This window comes from Nostoc linckia z4 (assembly GCF_002608075.1).
Lineage (GTDB): Bacteria > Cyanobacteriota > Cyanobacteriia > Cyanobacteriales > Nostocaceae > Nostoc > Nostoc linckia.
Genome location: NZ_LAHA01000012.1, coordinates 104,161 through 121,765, shown reverse-complemented (window position 1 = coordinate 121,765; position 17,605 = coordinate 104,161). Strand labels below are relative to the sequence as shown.

Below are 17,605 nucleotides of genomic sequence, written 5' to 3'. Positions count from 1 at the left end.
ATCTAAAATCTAAAATCTAAAATCTAAAATTCGACTTTAACGATGCAATACCGACGCTTTGGGAAAACAAATTTGCGCCTCTCGGTTTTTTCTTTGGGAACAATGCGCTACCTGGCTGATTTTGAAAATGCCCAGCAAACCATCGAACAAGCCCTAGCCTTGGGAATTAACCATATAGAAACTGCCAAAGGTTACGGCAAAAGCCAGGAATATCTTGGTAAGGCACTAAAAGCTGGTTTATCAGTACCCCGAACCCAGTTGCACATCACTACCAAAATCCCACCTACACCAGATGCTGACACCATGCGTCGGTGCATCGACGAATCCCTAGAAAAATTACAAATAGATTATCTAGATTGCTTAGGCATTCATGGCTTGAACACCTGGGAACATTTGGAGTGGGTGCAAGCCAAAAATGGCTGTATGCAAGCCGTTGCAGAAGCTATTGCCGATGGGCGAGTGCGCCATCTTGGTTTTTCCACCCACGGGTCATTAGAGTTAATTCAAGCAGCAATAAATACAGATTTATTTCAATTTGTCAATCTGCATTATTACTATTTTTTCCAACGCCACGCCCCAGCGATTCAACTAGCAGCTGAAAAAGATATGGGGATTTTCATTATTTCCCCTGCTGATAAGGGAGGACGCCTTTACACGCCATCGCAAACCCTGAAAGATTTGTGTTTGCCGTATTCTCCCTTAGAATTAAATTATCGATTTTTACTTGCAAATAACCGTATTACTACTTTGAGTGTAGGGCCAGCCAACCCACAAGAATTAATTGAACCCCTGGAAGTTGCTGACCGAGATTATCAACTCATACCAGAAGAAATTTCTGCATTTCAACGATTAGAAAATCAGCAAAAAATTACTTTAGGAATTGATAAATGTAGCCAGTGTTATGCTTGTTTACCTTGTCCAGAGAATATTAATATTCCAGAGGTATTGCGGTTACGAAATCTGGCAGTAGCATACGACATGAAAGACTATGGTCAATATCGTTATGGAATGTTTGAAAATGCCGGTCATTGGTTTCCTGGAATGAAAGCCAATCGTTGCACAGAATGTGGTGATTGTTTACCAAGATGTCCAGAAAAATTAGATATTCCAACTTTATTGGCAGATACCCATGAAAGGTTAAATGGCAAAGCAGGTAGGAGATTGTGGGGATAAGTAATAATTCAAAATTACAATAAGCGAAGAGACGTGATAAATCGCCGTTTCTACAAGAATTAATCTTTTGTATAGATCGGGATTTATCCGAACCGAATTGGCTACTATCTTTATCAAACAACGATAAACTGTTTAATTAGGATTGCTAGACTTTTAAGTAAGTCAACTTAATTAAATATAAGATAGAAAAGATGCTTTTGTAGAATTTTCTGTGTATGCCAGCTGCAATGCGAATGATGTTGAACGCTGAAGAAGACCGTACTCTACTTGAACTCAGTTGTGCGGATGGTGTGCCCTATCGAACCAAACAACGTGCGATCGCAATTCGACTCAATGCTCACGGTTGGAATGTTCCTCAGATTGCCAAGTATTTTGGCTGGCATGACCATACAGTGCGAGCAACATTACGGCGTTGGCGCTCGCTTGGTTTGGGCGGATTATGGGAAGCGACAGGAAGAGGCAGACCCTCCCGCATGAGCAAGTCTGATTGGCAAGCCATCGAGCAATGGGTAGCAGAACCTCAACGATATAGTGCCCGTCAACTCAGTCAAAAACTGAAAGATGAACGACAAGTAGAAATAGGGGCAGAGCAAGTACGGCGATGCCTCAAAAAGGGGGCTACTTTTGGAAGCGTATCCGCTATCGCCCTGCCCTGACTCGCTGTGGAGCTTGGGTAGCAGCTAAACGCTTCATATTGGGAAATGCTTAAGCAATGGGCACAGCAAGGACTGATTCGGTTGAAGTATTTAGATGAGTCTGGTTGTACCTGTGTGCGTTCAGCAGAATACAGTTATGCTCAACGGGGGGTACAAAAATCCATTCGTCAACGTCAAGGACGGGGCAGGCGGATTAATATCTTGGGGGTTTGGGAACCTGGAGTGCAATTTGACTATGCTTTAATGGTGGGAACGCTTAAAGCTGCGACTTACGTGCAACTGATGGATTGGCAGGCTAATACTGCCCAAAAGCATTTTGATGCTACAGGAATGATAACGGTGATTGTACAGGATAACGCTTCGGTACATCGCAGTCAGTTGACTCAGCAACAGGTTCAACGGTGGCAAGCGCAAGGGTTATTTTTGTTTTTCCTACCTTCCTACAGTCCACAGATGAATCGCATTGAGGATGAGTGGTTGCATCTCAAACGTGATGAACTCTCCGCTCGCGTTTTTGAGGATGAATATGACCTTGCGATCGCCATTATTGAAGGTATAGAAAATAGATCCCTGCAAGGTCAGTATCAAGTTGAGCGTTTTATGTTTAATTAGGTTGACCTACTTAGAAGCTCAATAATGACTTATGCTATCCTTAGCTCACAATAGTTTATTGTATTAAATTATATAAAATAACTATGATGCTACTTAAGCTCTAGATTAATAAAAAGTGATGTCTGACAACAACCTGAAGAAGCATCTAGGCTCTTATCACAGTAAGCTTTAAGATTTATATAACTCTATTCACCAAACTCTCTAACTATTGTTGCCATTGGCAGAAATAGTGAGAGTTCATTGTCTTGAAAAGGAATAAACTCATACTTGAGATAAAATTCCTTTGCTTGAAAATCGATCGCATCAACTCTCACAGCATATATTCCAATTTCTTGAGAAGCACGAACAGCACGATAGAGAGCATCAGCTAACAACTCGCCTCCTAAACCTTGTCCTTTAACCGAATTATCTACTGCTAATTTTCCAATTAGCATTGCTGGAATTGGATAGGCAGGCATTCCACGATTATAAGATTTTGGTAATGATTCATACTCAATAACGCTGGCACTCACAGTATAATAGCCATCAATTTTTAAGCTTCCTGATGCCGGAATTGCTACAAATGTTTTAGCTATTCCCCTATTATCATTTTGCCGTGCATATTTCTTGAGATAATCATTCAAAATTGCATAACCACAATCAAAAGAATCTCTTTGGTATTTTTTCTCAATTGGTACAAAATTCCATTTTGCTCTGCTATCATTTGCGATATTTCTGTCTATATTTATGAATAGCAGATTTGAGTTTTCCCTTCAGTTCTGGCGGGTTTTCCATTACTGACATAAACAAATCTCTATCGAGATTAGACAGCACCAGCCTTTCATTGGCATCTATATCTTGCTTGGCGATCGCTAAAACATGAAAAAGTGTATAAGCACTCAAAGAAATTCCTTTGAGACTTGCAGCACGTTCTAATAGTTCTTTTTGTTCTTGGGTGATTCGTAAATCGATACGGCAATCTTTTGCAGATGATGTTTCTGACATGGCTAATTCCCACTGTTAGCTGAGTCTCTATTTACAGAATAACTAATATTAGTGGACAATGTACACACAAAATTTGAAAACAGGATCGTTTTTCATCAGCTCTAGGTGAATTAAAACACTACTGTGGAAATAGCGATCGCCCCCATCATCCCCATCAACTTAGGTAAGATCGCTATGGTGCTACTTAACCCCAAGTAAACATGAAAAGCGATTGCTCCTCTTCCTCCTCTTCTCTTCAACGTCCCGAACTACTTGCGCCAGCAGGTAATTGGGAATGTGCTAAAGCTGCTGTAGAAAATGGGGCGGATGCAATTTACTTCGGTTTAGATCGCTTCAACGCCAGAATGCGGGCGCAGAATTTCACAGAAGCAGACTTACCCGGCTTGATGAAGTTTCTGCATCTTCGGGGTGTAAAGGGTTATGTCACTGTAAATACACTAATTTTTCCCAAAGAACTCCTAGAAGCCCAGCAATATCTCCGCACAATTATTGCAGCGGGTGTAGACGCGGTAATCGTTCAAGACATTGGTATATGTCGTCTCATTCGTCACCTTTCCCCTGATTTTCCCATCCATGCTTCCACGCAAATGAGCATTACTACTGCTGCTGGGGTGGAATTTGCCAAATCCCTTGGCTGTCAATTAGTGGTGCTGGCGCGTGAGTGTTCTCTTAAGGAAATCAATAAAATCCAACAGCAGACATCGCTACCTTTGGAAGTTTTTGTTCACGGTGCTTTATGCGTGGCATATTCCGGTCAGTGTTTGACGAGTGAAGCTTTAGGCGGACGTTCAGCTAACCGAGGCGAGTGTGCCCAAGCTTGCCGGATGCCTTATGATTTAATCGCTGATGGTCAAATTGTAGATTTAGGCGAACGTAAATATTTACTCAGTCCTCAAGACCTTGCAGGCTTAGATGTTTTAGCGGATTTAGTGAAATCAGGGGTAAGTTCTCTCAAAATCGAAGGTCGTCTCAAAGCCCCAGAATATGTTGCTAATGTTACCCGTGTTTATCGGCAAGCTTTGGATAGAGTGATGGAAGAATTAGACACGGGGACACGGAGACGCGGGGACGCGGGGAAAGTAGTACAACAAATTTCTGTTTCTGAAGAACACTACAACTTAGAGATGGCATTTTCTCGCGGACTTTACACGGGTTGGTTTGGTGGGATTAATAATCAGGAATTAGTTCATGCACGTTTTGGTAAAAAACGCGGAGTTTATTTAGGTGAAGTTACTCGCATCCACAACGGACAGATAGCGGTCAAACTCGAAGCGCCTGTGAAACCAGGGGATGGAATTGTGTTTGACTGCGGTCACCCAGAGACTAAGGAAGAAGGCGGACGAGTTTATGGGGTGATGTCCAAAGGTAGGGAAACTTTGCTGACCTTTGGTAGAAGTGATTTAAACTTACGTCGGGTGCATGTGGGCGATAAAGTCTGGAAAACCAGCGACCCGGAACTTGATAAACAACTACGTCAAAGTTTTGCAGGGGAGAACCCGCAATTTCAGCGTCCAATTGACTTGGAAATTTATGGAGAAGTTGGTGAGAAATTAGTGGCCATCGCCCGCGATCGCCTTGGTAATATTGTCCAAGTAGAGTCTGAAATTCCTCTAGTAGCAGCCCACACCAAACCTCTAGACACAGAACGTTTACAAGAACAATTCGGTCGTCTTGGTAACACCCCCTTCTGTTTGGGAACCTTAACCAACCACCTCAGCACCGCCATCATGCTACCCGTAAGTGAATTAAACCGGATACGGCGTGACATCGTGACACAGTTAGAAGAATTACGAAGTCAACCCAAACGCTGGCAATTATATCCTGATGTCTCCTTCCAAGACTTACTTCCTAAAAAAGAGGACGCGGGGACAAGGGGACGCGGGGACACGGAGAAACAGGACGCGGAGACAAGAGGACGCGGGGACACGGAGAAACAGGACGCGGGGACAAGGGGACGCGGGGACACGGAGAAACAAGACGCGGGGGCGCGAGAATATACGGAAACGGTGAAATTTTCCCTGTTTATGCCTTCTTTATCTCCTTCACTCATCGTTTTGGTACGAAACCTCAAGCAACTCCAAGCCGCACTGCAAACTGGTATCAAAACACTATACTGCGAATTTGAAGACCCCCGCGCCTACCGAGAAGCCGTACACTTAGTACGCCAACAACAGCAAAAACACAAAACAGACAATTCTTCACTTTTAACTCATAACTCAGCACTCTCAACTCCTAACTCCCCACTCCCCACCATCTGGGTTGCACCACCCAGAATTACCAAACCTGGAGAAAATTGGATTTTGCAGCAGGTAAGCGCCTGCAAAGCAGATGGTTATCTAGTGCGAAACTATGACCAACTGCAATTTTTTGCCCAAGACCGTTGTGTTGGAGATTTTTCACTCAACGTTGCTAACCCTTTAACAGCAGATTACTTTCGGCAGAATTTTGGTTTGGAAAGATTAACCGCATCCTACGATTTGAATATTAATCAACTGGAAGACCTGCTTACAAGTTGTCCGCCAGAGTGGTTTGAAGTGACAATTCATCAACATATGCCAATGTTCCACATGGAACACTGTGTCTTTTGTGCTTTTCTTTCCGAGGGAACAGACTACACTAACTGTGGACGACCTTGCGAAAAGCATGAAGTGAAATTAAAAGACCGCGTTGGTAGCGAACACATCCTGAAAGCAGATGTCGGTTGCCGTAACACCGTATTTAACGGCACTGCTCAAACAGGAGCCGAGTACGTACATCGTCTCATGGAATTGGGATTACGTCACTTTCGCATCGAATTTGTCAATGAAACCCCAGCACAAGTGAGTAAAACAATACATTACTACAGCCAATTATTGCAAGGTGAAATTAGAGGTTCCCAACTTTGGCGAGAGTTAAAGTTGCAAAACCAACTAGGCGTAACTCGCGGCCCTATGGGAGTATCTGCATTGCGGTCATAATTGATTTTCTGAACGTCCAGCTTGAAAAATCTGTTCGGCGGTCAAATTGAGTTCTGGGAATGTAGGGGATATGATGCGGTCATTTCCCCGAAACAGGTTAACTTGATACTCACTATCCACTAAATAGTAAACGGAAATAGTCGGTTGTTTGGGATTACCTATGTACCGCCTACCGCCTAAAGCTAAATAATCAACAATCCAATATTCAGGAACGCCAAAAGTTTCGTAGTCAACCAGCTTGGATGCATAATCATCTCTCCAATTACTGCTGACGACTTCAATAACTAAGGGAACCGACGCAGCTTGAGTAACCGTTGAAGACTTTTTCTACATCGGTTCTGATTAAAGATTCTTTTGATATATTACTATAACATCAGGCGAATAACCTGATTCTTTCTCAGGAATTTTGACCAGTGCTTGCTTAAGTATGAGGTATGGAAGTTTTAATCGTTTGAACTCTAAAGTTACTTCGCCAGCTAAAAAACCATTAATCTCTTCGCGATCGCCTACTGGCTGCATTTCAACAACTACCCCATCGTGTAGTTCATAACATCCGCCGTCCGGTTTCCAATTGAGGAATTCTTCAAAAGTTACTGTTTTTGGTAAGGCTTGAAACATCAGACTTACTCCTGACTCTGGCTTAGAGTTTAGCAATATCACATCAGTCGATCAAAAGCCCGGAATCTAACCAGCAATAGAAAAAGATTTTATTATATTCAATGAAAAACCAGCATAGTTTTATGAGTAATAATTCCACAGTTAATAATTGGAATACTTCGCTTTACGAAGATAAACACGCCTTTGTTTGGCAGTATGGCGAAGACTTGTTGCAGTTACTCAATCCCCAGGCAGGAGAATCAATTTTAGATCTCGGCTGTGGCACTGGACAACTCACCGAAAAAATTGCCCAAGTTGGTGCCCAAGTCTGGGGAATTGATAGCGCACCTGCAATGATTGAAAAGGCAAGAGAAAACTATCCTCATATCCGCTTTGATGTTGCTGATGCGACAAATTTTCAAGTTCAACAGCCTTTTGATGCTGTGTTTTCCAATGCTGTGTTGCATTGGGTGAAACCAGCAGACAGCGCGATCGCCTGTATACATCAAGCCCTAAAACCCGGAGGCCGTTTTGTTGCAGAATTTGGTGGTAAGGGAAATGTGCAAGCGATCGCCACAGCTTTATCCAACGCCTTGGAAGCAATTAATCTACCCGTACAACGCCCAAATCCTTGGTATTTCCCTAGTATTGGTGAATACGCCACCCTATTAGAACAGCAAGGCTTTGATGTCATCTATAGCACCCTATTTGCTCGTCCAACTCCTTTGGCAGAGGGAGAAGCAGGTATGGCAAACTGGATTCGGATGTTCGCCAGCAGTTATTTAACAGAACTTTCTGATGAGCAACAAATACAAGTAATTCGCGTCGCAGAGGAATATCTGAAGCCAACACTTTATCAACAAGGAAATTGGCTAGCAGATTATCGCAGAATTCGCATCATTGCAATTAAAATTTAAAGTGTACGAATTTTGACTTACTTCTTAATTACGAATTATGGCGTTGCATAATTGCGGAATGATTTGACTAGTTTTGTGGCATGTTCATCTTGTCCGCTCCTTATATTTTCGGGACGGACGGATGCCCACCCTACAGGAAATCGTCCCTTGATTCAGTAACGCCCAAATTATTATAAGTTATGCATATACCTAAATTGTACAGTCAGACATCATTTTTACTACTACTCAGCATTAGCCTCGCTGGTTTAATAGTTCCGCCCTCACTAGCGCAAACACCGTCAATACCACCGCCTTCTAGTGCGCCTTTACAACTAGATTTATTAACCAAACCAACAGAATATATAATCACAGCTAACACCATTAATCCATTACGATTAACCGTTCCAAGTTTATGGTGGGCACAACAAAATTCTGAAAAAAAGCTACTGGATAATTGGATAGCATACCCAGGTTCAGAAAAAGAACCTGCGCGAGTTGATTTGATAGTCAATCAGCAAATTTGGAGCTTACTAGACTATGTACAGCGCTATGATTTTGTCAATCGTTTAGGTAGCACTACACGCAACTTTGGTTACAATATGCGGGTATTTAATTATCAACAAGAATCTTTAGCGACCTACACTTGTAATTTTGCTATTAGTCCAGCTTTATGTAGTATCCAGATGGGTACTCAAAACAAGATGGGATTAGGGCGTTAGAATGCCGTTTACTAACATATGATAGTCATCCTCAAGGCTGGACTGGGGTTTATGGTGACTACACAAAGATGCCGATTTTGAGGATACAGTGAGTTTTAAAACAGACCTTAGGGACTTCCAAGTAAAAAAATATTCCACAGAAGATTGTTAACGGTTGACAGTCAGCAGTTAGCAGTCAACAGTCAACGACTCCAACCAGAATAATTTATTTTTTGGAGTTCCCTTAAACCTCTGCTTCTTGTACCTCATGCCCATTCCCAGTTTCTAGTATTAAACGGACGTGCGGATAATTTTTATGTCGCAAAAAAATGAAATACCTATTCTTGTTTTATCTATTTTAATTACTGTTGGGTTAATAGCTGGCGGTTTTTGGTGGTTCAGCAGAAAATCTGGTGTTGATTTCAATCAAATTAATTCTCGTAGCACCAACACACCCCAGCCTCCATTAGGACAGCCCAGTACCAATACTTTTGCTTCAGTCCAGGATGTTCCCACTGGATTATTCAATTATGGAGGTAGTACCTCTTGGGCCCCAATTCGATTAATAGTTGACCCAGCAATTCAAGCAACGCGAGCAGAATTTAGGCTGCGTTATGTAGAACCGAGTAATGCATCTCCTGGTTCTGGGACTGGTATACAGTCGCTAATAGATGGTCAACTAGCTTTTGCCCAATCTTCTCGACCAATTTTAGACCAAGAATTTAGCCGGGCCCAGCAGCGTGGGTTCACTTTGAAACAAATTCCTGTAGCAATTGATGGTTTGGCAGTTGCAGTTAACCCAAACCTCAATATTTCAGGACTGACAGTAGACCAATTAAAGTCAATTTATACTGGCAAAATCAATAATTGGAGCCAGTTGGGTGGTTCCAATATCCCCATCAAGCCTTATTCCCGCCGGATAGTTGATGGTGGTACGGTAGAACTTTTTGTCCAAGACATCTTGGGTGGTCAAGCTTTCAGCTCCAATGTGGAATTTATCTCCACAACCACCCAAGCCTTGCAAAAATTGGCTGGTAGTCCTGGCGGCATTTACTACGCTTCTGCCCCAGAGGTGATTCCTCAGTGTTCAATTAGAGCCTTGCCGTTGGGGCGCACACAAGGACAGTATATTGCTCCCTACCAAGAACCATTTGTCCTCCCGTCTGAATGTCCTGGTAAACGGAACAAGTTGAACATTGAGGCTTTTCAATCAGGAAAGTACCCGATTACCCGCAATCTGTTTGTGGTGGTCAAACAGAATGGTCAGACTGAGCAGCAAGCAGGTGTCGCTTACGCCAACTTACTGCTGACTGAGCAGGGACAGGAACTGATTACCCAAGCTGGGTTTGTCAAAATTCGCTGACATCGTGATGGTATTCAGGCAGAGTGGCGGAAATCGCCCCTCTGAACTGTGCTTTAGCTGGCTCTATTAATCGACTCTGCTGGTAAGCAAATCAGATTATCACCTTGGGTAAGGATTAAGCCACGTTGACGCAGCTTGCCCATTAAGCGGGTGACGGTGACACGAGTCGAACCAATGGCGCTACCAATTTGGGCATGGGTAAGGGGGAAAGGCAGACAATAGCCGCGAATTACATCAGGATCGGTGTCGCTCATTGCCGGCTCTCCATATTCCTCAATCAACAATGTGAGGAACCCTAAGAGTCGGTCAATTGTGCGGCGTTGTCCCAAAGCACTCAGCCACAGCAGCTTGCGCTGGTGCTGATATCTAAAGGCATCCATAACTTCCCGGCGGAAGTGAGGCCAGTTATCTAAGTCGTGCCAGTACATCCACAGCACCGCTGTTTGGTCAACATGAGCGTAAGCTTGGAGTGTGAATGGTGACTGGGCAACAATTTCAAATGGCTGTCCCGCTCCAACAAAACCCAAGAACGCTTCCTCTGGAGTTCTGTTGATTCGTCGAGACGTTAGCTGGCTAGCAGTGGCGCTAACCTGAGCGGTTCCTACCATGCGAATTGCACCCCTTTGCACCAAATATAGCAATCCAGGTCGGGCTGGAATGCGCTCATCTTTGCTGAAGGTGCGGCAGCGGTAGTGTTCCTGAGCCCAGTCAAGAATCCGTTGCCAAGTTAAAAAAGGCCGTGATGCCTCAGAAAAAGAAGATGGAGATTGCATAGGTAACAAAGAGCGTTCGGCTGAAGACAAAGACGTGATCGAAAAGGTGCAAGGAGTGTCTTTGTGTTGGCGATGCAGGCTTAACGCCCAAAAGCGCCAGCCATCCAAAGAATAGAAAGCAAAGAATTACTCTCTACTCTTTTGTTATACTTCCTACTGTACAATGATGGTAGTAAAATTTACTCACTATTCATCGATTATTCATCAAATTTTATCCTACTCTCATTTTTCTTCATCTAGATTAAACCTATATCCGGAGATAGGTGACACCAAATTAACAAATATACTTTACAAGAGTGTCTACGTAAAATCTAGTGTACAAAGAAATACAAGCATACAAACATCTGTCTTTTAAGCGGTTAATATATGATTATTTAGCTGAAGATTTAAGTATTAATACTGAAAGCGTAAAAAATGAATACATAAGAAATAAAAAAATTCCTCTATACAAAGATAGAAACAGTAGCAAAATTTTGTATACCTCAAGTGTGGCGTTGCAAGTGTCAAACTCTCAGAATCGAAAAGTGATGGAGCTTGCTAGTGACATTGCCCTTCATCTATCTGCAACCTGTGGCGACGTTTTTAACATCCAAATAGTTCCCTCTGGTTTGATACATTTTGAATTAACAGACTCAGCATTGGGGACTTGGTTACAAAGTCTGGTGGGGGAGATGGGGAGATGGGGAGGTGGGGAGATGAGGGAGATGGGGAGATGGGGAGGTGGGGAGATGAGGGAGATGGGGAGACAAGGGGACAAGGGGACAAGGGGACAAGGGAGAAGAAGTCATAACCAATGCCCCATGCCCAATGCCCAACGCCCAATGCCCAATTTGTTATTTCCCATTCAACATGCCCATGCGCGTTGCTGTTCGCTAGTGCTGCTGGGTCACCGAGAGGGATTGATTCAACTTCGAGAACCCCAAGCAAAGGATAGTTACAGTTTTGGGAATCTTATCTCCCCCAACCCCGTACCTTGGCTCAACGGCGATGGAAGATTGCAGTTCAATCAACCAGATGAGTATCGTCTAATTGGTGAGTTAGTGGGGGTGGTGGACAACATAGAGTGTCCGGATATTGGGGGTTCTGTGAAATGGGAAAAGGCAGCATTTAATTTGAGCCAAGCTTTTGAAGACTTCTGGCGTAATTGCCGCATTTGGGGTGAAGTAAAAATTATGTCACCAGAGTTAGCCCAAGCTAGGTTGGGGTTGCTGATGGCTACTCAGTCAGTCTTAAAATTTATCCTAGAGGAAAAGCTGAAAACTTGTGCGCCATTGGACTTATAAAAACTTTAATCGTAGCTATTGACTCAATGCATTACCTCGGCTACATTAGCTCTTGTGTGAGGAGCGAACCAGCAGGGGCACCGAGACGAAACACGGCCAGTCGTCGGTGTCCTTTCTGATTGGTATGGGTCGGATTTTCAATGCAAAATCCAAAATTTAAATTCTAAAATTTGCTCACTGGAGCAAAAACTTTTCAATTGCCACTGCTACTCCGTCACTATCTATACTAGGGGCTACCCACTGAGCGATCGCCTGCACTCCTTCTGGGGCGTTTCCCATAGCTATACCAATACCTGCATACTCTAGCATTTCCAAATCGTTGAAGTTATCGCCAATAGCCATGACGTTAGCTGTTTCTAATCCCAGCAATTCTTCGGCCAGGTAACGCACAGCAGTTCCTTTATTTACAAAGGGGTTAGTGGCTTCTAAGAAGGTGGCAACAGATGTGGTGAGATAAAGTTCAGCTGGTGTATATTGGCGACGCAAATTTCCCAATACCTCGCTGATGAAATTTGTGTCATCGCACAAAGCCAGAATTTTTGTTGGTTCATTCGTTAAAACTTGCCGCAAATCACCCACAGGAATTGGGACAATACTAGAACGTTGTGCGTAAATTTCAGTTTCTTTGGTTATTTCCCGGACGTAAAGTTGGTCATTGATGTAGAAGTGGATCGATAAAAGCGCCCGTAATTGAGGCTGTTCAAAATAATCGAGTAATTGGTGGGCGAGTTCTTTGGAAAGCACTAAATGGCGATGAATTTTTTGGGTGATGGGGTCTTGAATCCAAGCTCCCTGATAAGCCATTAATGGTAAGGTAGAGCCGATTTCTTGGTGAAAGCGCAGCGCTGAACGATACATCCGACCTGTAGCGATCGCCACTTGAATGCCTCTTGCTTGTGCCGCAATCAGCGCTTGCTTTACAGGTTCGCTGATGGTGTTGGAGTGTCCGGCGATCGTGCCATCTATATCTACAACCAGTAGTTTAATATTTTTGGTAGATACGTTATACATACATTCCTGAGATTTCAAGTTACAGTTAGAGGTTATACCATTTTGGATTTTAGATTGTGGGAAAAGTTTGAGATAACGCCAATAAAAAAACCCGATTCTCGAAAGAATCGGGGATTTACATTTAAGTTAGATAACTTGACTTATAGGTAAGATATAAAGAATCTACCTCTTGAACTAAAGTCTATGAATTTAAGACTTTAACCAAAATTTTTTTGCGTTGTGACAACAGACAAAGCCCAGCTACTACACCAATTCCAAAAGTAGTTGATGCTTCAGGTACAGACTTAACTTCTTCATAGTCATAAGTTACTTTGATACTTGCTTTAGCATAAGTATCAATATAGGATCTCATGTTGCCCGATCCTGTAACTAGCGAGTTGGCTATAGCTGAAAACAAAAAGTCTATGTCGCCATTACCAATGAAAGACTGCAAAAATGAGGTATTGGTAAAAGACTGAGTAGCAGATTCTGTTGCAGTTAAGTTAGATAGGGTTTTTCCAGAAGTACCACTATAATCAGTGATGCCATCATATTTGGCAACTTGGTAACTGGAACTATATTCTGGATTGAATGCTAACAAAGACTGATTATTTAGTTGTAAACTGAATTGACTGCTAAGATTGACTGTTGTTTGAGTTGGGGTTGGACTCCTATTTTCAAAACCTGCATTTCCAAGTAGGTCGCCAGTAAATTGGATTGTTACACCTTTGAGTGTGCCTAAAGAAGAATCAAATTTTTGCACGCTCAAAGTTTCATCAATAATATCTGTAAACTCATAATTACTGGAACTAGTGTAAGACAGAGAAGCTGCATTTGCTACTCCAGAAGTTGCAATAATTCCTGCTAAGGTTGTGGCAGCGCCTAGAGTATTCAATAGTTTTGTTGTCATGATGGAAGATGCTTTTCTGAAACGAATCATTATGGGATTACCAAATTATTTCTAACTCGTAACTTTTACTTCTAGGCTTGATAAATACACGTAAATTTATGTGAATTTTTTATGTTCAATTTACCTTAATAAATATAGATTTTTCATTAATATATGAAGTTTTGTTAAGAAATCATCCTGACCCATGAGGAATTTCAATAAACCAACTGATGCAGTATGTAAATAACAAAGCTTGTGGCTAAAATAGGGCTATGTCTGAAACTACTGCTACTGCAACCCCAACACGTCCGACGTTCATCCTAGTAGATGGACACTCACTGGCTTATCGTTCATACTTTGCTTTTGCCAAAGGACGAGATGGAGGACTACGTACAAAAACGGGGATTCCCACCAGTGTATGTTTTGGTTTTCTCAAGTGTTTATTGGAAGTCATGGGAACGCAACAGCCCCAAGCAATGGCTGTGGCCTTTGATTTGGGTTTACCCACCTTCCGCCATGAAACAGCTGATACGTATAAAGCCGATCGCAAAGAAACACCAGAAGATTTTATTCCCGACTTAGAAAATCTCCACGAGTTACTCGATGGCTTGAATTTACCAATTTACACTGCTCCTGGTTACGAGGCGGATGATGTTTTAGGAACCTTGGCGCAACAAGTAACGGCTGCTGGGTATAAGGTGAAAATTCTGACTGGCGATCGCGATTTATTTCAATTGATAGATGCCGAAAAGCAAATTACTGTTTTAAACTTTAGTCCAGATGCCTTAAAGCGTTCTACAAATAGCATCACAGAATTTGAAGCAGAACAAGTTCAACAAAAACTAGGGGTATTACCTTCACAAATTGTTGATTTCAAAGCACTTTGTGGTGATAAATCAGATAATATTCCTGGGGTTAAGGGAATTGGAGAAAAGACAGCTGTACAGTTGCTAAGTGCCTATGGTTCCCTGGAAAATGTTTATGCTGCTTTAGAAGAAATTCCAGGGGCAAATCAGAAAAAATTGGCAGCTGGGAAACAAGACGCTTATAAGTCCCAATATTTGGCAAAAATTGTTGTTGATGTTCCTCTAGAATTTAATTTAGAGGATTGCAAATTAAAAGGCTTTGATACAAACGTTTTATCACCAATTTTAGAAAAATTAGAATTTAAATCATTTTTGGGTAAGATCAACGACCTACAGCAACGTTTTGGCGGTCAAGTTGAAGAAGCACCAAAAACACAAAAAGCAACAACAGAACCAGAATTTGAAGACCCAGACCTTTCATTTTTTAGTTTTGCAGAAACAGAAGCTGCACAACAACAACCAACCTCAGCAATTCAACCACGCATTATTAATACCGAAGCAAAATTGACTGAATTATTGGAAATTGTACAAAAATTCACTAATTCTAAAACACCAGTTGCTTGGGACACTGAAACTACTGATTTAGAACCAAGAGATGCGGAATTAGTAGGAATTGGTTGTTGCTGGGGAACAAAGTTAGATGAAGTGGCATATATTCCTCTTGGTCATACAACTGGGGAAAATTTAAATAAAGATGTGGTGCTAGAAGCACTACGTCCAATTCTGGAAAGTGCTGATTATCCTAAAACTTTACAGAATGCTAAATTTGACCGCTTAATTCTAAGGTGTCAAGGAATTAACTTGGCGGGAGTGGTATTCGATCCGATGCTGGCAAGTTACCTGCTAAATCCAGATTCAAGTCATAATTTGATGGATTTGGCACAACGATATTTAGGATTAACTGCGAAAAGTTATTTAGATTTAGTTCCCAAAGGTAAAACCATCGCAGATGTAGATATTGCCGCAGTTGCAGATTACTGTGGTATGGATGTTTATTCTACCTTTGGTTTGGTGGCGAAACTGCGTGCAGAATTAGACAAAATTCCAGCTTTGTCCAAGCTATTAGTGGAAGTGGAACAGCCACTAGAAGCAGTTTTAGCACAAATGGAATATACAGGCGTTCGCATTGACTCAGCTTATTTACAAGAACTTTCACAGCATTTAGAAATAGAATTAGCTAAATTAAAAGAAAAAGCAATAGAAATTGCTGGAGAAAACTTTAACTTGGGTTCTCCTAAACAATTGAGTAATATATTATTTGAAAAATTGGGATTAAGCACGAAATATTCCCGAAAAATTCAAACTGGTTATTCCACAGATGCAGCAACTCTAGAAAAACTGCAAGAAATCGATCAAACTGGATTTGTGGAAACGATAACTGAGTACCGCACTTTATCTAAATTAAAATCTACTTATGTAGATGCTTTACCTGCATTGGTGCGTCCAGATACTCAACGGGTACATACTGATTTTAATCAAGCAGCAACATCAACTGGTAGGTTATCTTCTTCTAATCCGAATTTGCAAAATATTCCGATTCGTACAGCTTTTAGTCGCCAAATTCGCAAGGCATTTTTACCGGAACCTGGTTGGTTAATGGTGGCTGCTGATTATTCACAAATTGAATTGCGAATTTTGGCTCATTTAAGTCAAGAACCGATATTAGTAGAAGCATATCAGCAAAATGAAGATGTTCATACTGTGACGGGGCGATTAGTATTTGAAAAAGAAAATATTACATCAGAAGAACGAGCAGTAGCAAAAACTATTAATTTCGGTGTAATTTATGGAATGGGTTCTCTCAGGTTTTCTCGTTCCACTGGGATAGATAAGAGCATTGCCAACGAATTCATTAAGCGGTTTAATGAAAGATATCCTAGAGTTTTTGCTTATTTGGAGCGAGTGAAAAAAGAAGCGATATCTCTTGGTTATGTAGAAACTATTCTTGGTCGTCGTCGTTACTTTGAATTTACTAATAACACTTTACGCCACTTAAAAGGTAGCAACCCAGAAGATATTGATCTGAGTAAATTGAAAAATTTGGGTGCTTATGATGCTGGTTTATTACGCTCCGCCGCCAATGCACCAATTCAAGGTTCCAACGCTGATATTATTAAAATTGCGATGGTACGATTGCATGAAGTTTTGCAAAAATACCAAGCGCATTTATTATTACAAGTTCACGATGAATTAGTATTTGAAATCCCCCCTGATGAGTGGGAAGAATTACAACCACAAATTAAATCGGTAATGGAGAACGCAGTACAGTTAAGTGTACCCTTGGTGGTGGATGCGCGTGCGGGTCAAAATTGGATGGAAACTAAGTAATTTGAATATCCAGACTACGCTTTTGCGTTATTCCTCTAAGTCAAGCTATTTGCTATTAAGTTGCAATCAAAGATACTTATTTTAGATGTAAATAGCATAAGAATATTTTGTTTGAAGTTAAGTTAGTACGAGCGAAATAAACGAAGCTCAAGTTAAAGCTTTGGTTAAATTTAGCTTTTTGTAGTCAAAAACACTAACAGAATCAGCCGATTAGTATAATAATGTTAATTAATTAGAGAATAATCACTGACAAAAATATAAATTTCTCATACAAGAAAAATTTTTACATAACCTTGTATAGATTCTGGGGAGTAAAACGCCGTCAAAATTTCTAAAGAATTTTGTACTACGTTTTTACTCGCCTTTTTTTATATATGTAGAACTAGGCAAAAATCCGTACAGCCATTTTACTGTAGGGGCGAACGGCCGTTCATTGGTGTCAACTTAAGCTTAAACCCTTGTTCCACAGCCGTTTTACCCCACCCCTCAATCCCCTCCTCGCACGCGGGGAGGGGAGGTTTTGCGTTAGCAAAGCCGGGG

At 41.6% G+C, this 17,605-nt stretch carries 14 protein-coding genes and 1 pseudogene; 9 read left to right on the top strand and 6 right to left on the bottom strand.

The window, feature by feature from the left end:
* Positions 1-42 precede the first annotated feature (42 nt).
* The 3 genes from VF06_RS13015 (at position 43) to VF06_RS13005 (ending at position 2,441) form a co-directional block, all read left to right on the top strand.
* Positions 43-1,173, top strand: coding sequence for an aldo/keto reductase (locus VF06_RS13015; RefSeq protein WP_099067925.1), 1,131 nt, complete (start codon positions 43-45; stop codon positions 1,171-1,173).
* A gap of 215 nt (positions 1,174-1,388) precedes the next feature.
* Entirely contained in the window at positions 1,389-1,829 is a 441-nt protein-coding gene (locus VF06_RS13010) for a helix-turn-helix domain-containing protein (RefSeq protein WP_099067924.1), read from the top strand.
* A gap of 45 nt (positions 1,830-1,874) precedes the next feature.
* A complete protein-coding gene (locus VF06_RS13005; protein ID WP_099067923.1) occupies positions 1,875-2,441 on the top strand; it encodes a transposase in 567 nt (188 codons plus the stop codon).
* Positions 2,442-2,626: 185 nt separating this feature from the next.
* Here the strand turns inward: VF06_RS13005 and VF06_RS13000 are convergent, their stop codons facing one another.
* Together VF06_RS13000 and VF06_RS12995 are read right to left on the bottom strand one after the other, a co-directional pair.
* The gene (locus VF06_RS13000) at positions 2,627-3,064 is read right to left on the bottom strand and encodes a GNAT family N-acetyltransferase (protein WP_244918072.1); all 438 of its coding nucleotides are present in this window, start codon (positions 3,062-3,064) and stop codon (positions 2,627-2,629) included.
* A gap of 76 nt (positions 3,065-3,140) precedes the next feature.
* Positions 3,141-3,425: a type II toxin-antitoxin system TacA family antitoxin gene (locus VF06_RS12995; RefSeq protein WP_099067921.1), complete on the bottom strand. Its 285-nt coding sequence runs from the start codon at positions 3,423-3,425 to the stop codon at positions 3,141-3,143.
* A gap of 200 nt (positions 3,426-3,625) precedes the next feature.
* On the opposite strand from VF06_RS12995, the gene VF06_RS42610 reads away from it, so the two are divergent.
* Positions 3,626-6,382 carry a U32 family peptidase gene (locus VF06_RS42610; protein WP_244918071.1) on the top strand — a complete coding sequence of 919 codons (2,757 nt, stop codon included), beginning with the start codon at positions 3,626-3,628 and terminating at the stop codon, positions 6,380-6,382.
* Here the strand turns inward: VF06_RS42610 and VF06_RS12980 are convergent.
* A pseudogene (locus VF06_RS12980) lies at positions 6,377-7,000 on the bottom strand (Uma2 family endonuclease). The gene VF06_RS42610 and the pseudogene VF06_RS12980 overlap by 6 nt on opposite strands.
* A 122-nt stretch (positions 7,001-7,122) precedes the next feature.
* Between VF06_RS12980 and VF06_RS12975 the strand changes: the two are divergent.
* From VF06_RS12975 to VF06_RS12965, 3 genes are all read left to right on the top strand, one after another.
* Positions 7,123-7,896: a class I SAM-dependent methyltransferase gene (locus VF06_RS12975; protein WP_099067920.1), complete on the top strand. Its 774-nt coding sequence runs from the start codon at positions 7,123-7,125 to the stop codon at positions 7,894-7,896.
* A gap of 179 nt (positions 7,897-8,075) precedes the next feature.
* Positions 8,076-8,594, top strand: coding sequence for a hypothetical protein (locus VF06_RS12970; RefSeq protein ID WP_099067919.1), 519 nt, complete (start codon positions 8,076-8,078; stop codon positions 8,592-8,594).
* Positions 8,595-8,889: 295 nt separating this feature from the next.
* Positions 8,890-9,936, top strand: coding sequence for a PstS family phosphate ABC transporter substrate-binding protein (locus VF06_RS12965; RefSeq protein WP_099067918.1), 1,047 nt, complete (start codon positions 8,890-8,892; stop codon positions 9,934-9,936).
* A gap of 53 nt (positions 9,937-9,989) precedes the next feature.
* Here VF06_RS12965 and VF06_RS12960 read toward each other — a convergent pair whose 3' ends face one another.
* Positions 9,990-10,709: a Crp/Fnr family transcriptional regulator gene (locus tag VF06_RS12960; protein WP_096536235.1), complete on the bottom strand. Its 720-nt coding sequence runs from the start codon at positions 10,707-10,709 to the stop codon at positions 9,990-9,992.
* Positions 10,710-11,023: 314 nt separating this feature from the next.
* On the opposite strand from VF06_RS12960, the gene VF06_RS12955 reads away from it, so the two are divergent.
* A complete protein-coding gene (locus VF06_RS12955; RefSeq protein WP_143861805.1) occupies positions 11,024-11,992 on the top strand; it encodes a DALR anticodon-binding domain-containing protein in 969 nt (322 codons plus the stop codon).
* Positions 11,993-12,166: 174 nt separating this feature from the next.
* On the opposite strand, the gene VF06_RS12950 is transcribed toward VF06_RS12955, so the two are convergent.
* Positions 12,167-13,003 carry a Cof-type HAD-IIB family hydrolase gene (locus tag VF06_RS12950; RefSeq protein WP_099067917.1) on the bottom strand — a complete coding sequence of 279 codons (837 nt, stop codon included), beginning with the start codon at positions 13,001-13,003 and terminating at the stop codon, positions 12,167-12,169.
* Positions 13,004-13,184: 181 nt separating this feature from the next.
* A complete protein-coding gene (locus VF06_RS12945) occupies positions 13,185-13,892 on the bottom strand; it encodes a choice-of-anchor E domain-containing protein (protein WP_099067916.1) in 708 nt (235 codons plus the stop codon).
* 251 nt (positions 13,893-14,143) lie between these two features.
* Between VF06_RS12945 and polA the strand changes: the two genes are divergently transcribed.
* Positions 14,144-17,065: a DNA polymerase I gene (gene polA / locus VF06_RS12940; protein ID WP_099067915.1), complete on the top strand. Its 2,922-nt coding sequence runs from the start codon at positions 14,144-14,146 to the stop codon at positions 17,063-17,065.
* Positions 17,066-17,605 lie beyond the last annotated feature (540 nt).

Coding starts and splice junctions, on each gene's coding strand:
- VF06_RS12965 (WP_099067918.1), top strand. CDS start 8,890: ATGTCGCAAAAAAATGAAATACCTATTCTTGTTTTATCTATTTTAATT.
- VF06_RS12950 (WP_099067917.1), bottom strand. CDS start 13,003: ATGTATAACGTATCTACCAAAAATATTAAACTACTGGTTGTAGATATA.
- VF06_RS13010 (WP_099067924.1), top strand. CDS start 1,389: ATGCCAGCTGCAATGCGAATGATGTTGAACGCTGAAGAAGACCGTACT.
- VF06_RS12945 (WP_099067916.1), bottom strand. CDS start 13,892: ATGACAACAAAACTATTGAATACTCTAGGCGCTGCCACAACCTTAGCA.
- VF06_RS12960 (WP_096536235.1), bottom strand. CDS start 10,709: ATGCAATCTCCATCTTCTTTTTCTGAGGCATCACGGCCTTTTTTAACT.
- VF06_RS12975 (WP_099067920.1), top strand. CDS start 7,123: ATGAGTAATAATTCCACAGTTAATAATTGGAATACTTCGCTTTACGAA.
- VF06_RS12995 (WP_099067921.1), bottom strand. CDS start 3,425: ATGTCAGAAACATCATCTGCAAAAGATTGCCGTATCGATTTACGAATC.
- VF06_RS12970 (WP_099067919.1), top strand. CDS start 8,076: ATGCATATACCTAAATTGTACAGTCAGACATCATTTTTACTACTACTC.
- VF06_RS13005 (WP_099067923.1), top strand. CDS start 1,875: ATGCTTAAGCAATGGGCACAGCAAGGACTGATTCGGTTGAAGTATTTA.
- VF06_RS13015 (WP_099067925.1), top strand. CDS start 43: ATGCAATACCGACGCTTTGGGAAAACAAATTTGCGCCTCTCGGTTTTT.
- polA (WP_099067915.1), top strand. CDS start 14,144: ATGTCTGAAACTACTGCTACTGCAACCCCAACACGTCCGACGTTCATC.
- VF06_RS42610 (WP_244918071.1), top strand. CDS start 3,626: ATGAAAAGCGATTGCTCCTCTTCCTCCTCTTCTCTTCAACGTCCCGAA.